Raw genomic sequence first — 2,500 nt, forward strand, 5'->3', positions numbered from 1 at the left:
CCAATGCCAATGCCCCCCCCCGGTTTGCGGGTTTGTCATTGCTGTCGCTTATCCCGCCGCAGGCTCCAGTCCCGCGCAGCGCTGCCGCCTTGGATACACCGGCGGGCCGGCACAGGCCGGCCAATCAATCCCATGGTGCGGCGCCGAACCCGGAGCACCTGCTGGTGAAGATCGGCTTCGTTTCGACAATGGCCGGGTTGCTGGGAACCGTGATCCTTGGGTTTGTTCTGTTGTTGCTTCGCTAACCCTCGGCCTCGATGAAGGCTTCCATCTTTTCCGGTGCCAGCCCGGCCTGCTCCGCGATGCGGCGCGCCAATTCCGCCGCGGCGGCACGCGGCCGTCCTATCGGCCGGTCGAGCCAGTAGGACACCGGATTGAGCGCGGTGCGTTCGTCGACGGGAGTGATGCGGCCCGATTTCAATTGATGCCCGGTCAGAGGCGGACGTGCCAGCGCGATGCCGAGCCCATAGGCGGCGGCGTCGAGCACCAGATTGTAGTCCTCGAAGCGGCGGTCCTGCGGGCGCGGGCGGTAGTCCATGCCTTGCGCGGCAAACCATGCGCGCCAGGCTGACGCGTCGGAATCGTTGATCAGCGGAAATTTGAGTAGCCGGGCAGGGTCGCCGCGCCCGATCTCGCGGGCAAGCTCGGGTGACGCGACGGGGAAGACATGTTCCTCGAAAAGCTGCACCGAAATGCGGCCTGGAATGCCGCCGCGACCGCAGCGGATGGAGAGATCGATACCCTCATCGGCAAGGTCGGCCTGGCGGATGTCGACATCGAGTACGATGCGCAGCTTGGTGGGATTGTTCTCCAGCGCCGCCATGCGCGGCATCAGCCACAGCCCGCTGACCGAGGGGATCGAGGTCAGCCGCACCACGGCGGTGCCGCGCGGCTCGACCCAACGGTCGGAATGGCTGGAAATCAGCGCGAAAGCTTCCGCTGTACGCAAATGCAGCCGGTTGCCTTCGATCGTCAGCGAAACGCCGCGCGCGCCGCGATCGAACACTTTCAATCCCAGCCAGTCTTCAAGCTTGGCGATCTGCCGGCTGACGGCGCCGTGGGTGATGTTGAGCTTTTCGGCGGCCGCCGAAAAGCTGCCTGTCCGCGCCGCCGCGTCGAAGGCGCGCAGCGTTTCAAGCGGCACCATTGTGTCTGAGCTGTGATCCATAGTCACAGGTGATCCTTGATCTGGTCGTTTGTCAATCGGTTCGAAAAGGCGTTTTCTGCCTTTCAGGACCGAAGAACACGAGGGTGGTTAGATGAGCACGATGACGGGCACGTTGAATTCGACACAGCGGATGGACACCACGGCGGCCATCGCGGTGGCGCTGACTGTGGTTGGCTGGGCCTCTGCTTTTCCGGCGATCCGCGCCGGTCTCGCGGCCTTCGGACCGCTGGAACTGGGTGCGCTGCGCTTTGCCATTGCCGCCGTGCCGGCGGCGATCTTCCTCGCCGTCAAGCGCCCGGCGCTGCCCAGGCTGGACGAAGTGTGGCGCCTGGTCTTTGGCGGGGCCATCTTCGTCGCGCTCTACACCGTAATGCTCAATTTCGGCGAATTGACCGTCTCGGCCGGTGCCGCCGGCTTCATCATTAATGTCAGCCCGATCTTCACCGCCATCATGGCAATGGCGCTGCTCGGCGAACGCTTCTCGGGCATGGCCTGGGCCGGCACGGTGATTTCCTTCGCCGGCATTGGCGTCATCGCCATGGCCGACGGGCATGGCCTGCATTTCAATGCGGGCGCTCTCCTGGTGCTTGGCTCGGCCTTGTGCTCGGCCGTCAACACCATCGTCCAGAAGCCGCTGTTTGCCCGCCACCATCCATTGACCATTTCGGCTTCGAACATGGTGCTCGGTGCGCTCTGCCTGTCGCCCTTCCTGCCGAGCGGCTTTGCGCAGGCAGCGGTTGCCAACACCGCCGGCCTCGGCGCTGTGATCTTTCTCGGCATCGTGCCCAGCCTGATCGCCTATGCCGCCTGGGCGACCGCGCTGTCGCGTCTGCCTGCGGCACGTGCCTCGAACTTCCTCTACCTTGTTTCGCCCATGTCTGCCCTGATCGGCTTCTTCTGGCTGGGCGAAGTGCCGACACTGCTAGGCATCCTCGGCGGCGCGCTGGCGCTGGGCGGCGTCATAGTGGTGAATTTGAAGAGGTAAAACAAAAGGCTGGAGCTGTTTGCGGACTCAAAGCGAGAACCGCCTTCGCCCGCATACAGACACCCAGGGCAAGGACAGCTATGGTGAGCTGCATTCGCTGGGGGACGGAATGGGAAAACTCTTCATATCGACACTCTTTTGCGTTTTGCTGCTGACCGGGGAAGCCTTCGCGGGTTGGTATCAGGTCGAAAATTACGAAGGGTCGATCGGGGCCAAACCAGTCCATCTGTCGTTGCAGAGGTATGACAGTTTCGGCAGCGGGATTACGGTCGAGGGGAACTATTTCTACGACGCCAAGCAAATCCCGATTGCGGTATACGGCAAGATCAGCGGCACCAGCGTCTCCC

Annotated in this window: 3 protein-coding genes and 1 pseudogene; 3 read left to right on the top strand and 1 reads right to left on the bottom strand. The window is 63.2% G+C overall.

Features of this window, described 5'->3' with window-relative positions; translation table 11 throughout:
• Positions 1–245: pseudogene (locus tag EN935_RS30905) on the top strand (hypothetical protein); the annotation flags it as partial.
• On the opposite strand, the gene EN935_RS30910 reads toward EN935_RS30905, so the two are convergent.
• Positions 242–1,168 (bottom strand): LysR family transcriptional regulator, encoded by a 927-nt coding sequence (locus EN935_RS30910; protein WP_109663175.1) that lies wholly within the window; start codon positions 1,166–1,168, stop codon positions 242–244. The pseudogene EN935_RS30905 and the gene EN935_RS30910 sit on opposite strands and share 4 nt — an antisense overlap.
• A gap of 91 nt (positions 1,169–1,259) precedes the next feature.
• Here EN935_RS30910 and EN935_RS30915 point away from each other — a divergent pair, with 91 nt between their 5' ends.
• Positions 1,260–2,153, top strand: a complete 894-nt coding sequence (locus tag EN935_RS30915; RefSeq protein ID WP_109663177.1) for a DMT family transporter — start codon at positions 1,260–1,262, stop codon at positions 2,151–2,153.
• A gap of 109 nt (positions 2,154–2,262) precedes the next feature.
• Positions 2,263–2,500: hypothetical protein (locus EN935_RS30920; protein ID WP_206534608.1), on the top strand; the 238-nt coding region annotated here is incomplete at its 3' end.

The organism is Mesorhizobium sp. M7D.F.Ca.US.004.03.1.1, from assembly GCF_003998635.1.
Taxonomy (GTDB): domain Bacteria; phylum Pseudomonadota; class Alphaproteobacteria; order Rhizobiales; family Rhizobiaceae; genus Mesorhizobium; species Mesorhizobium loti.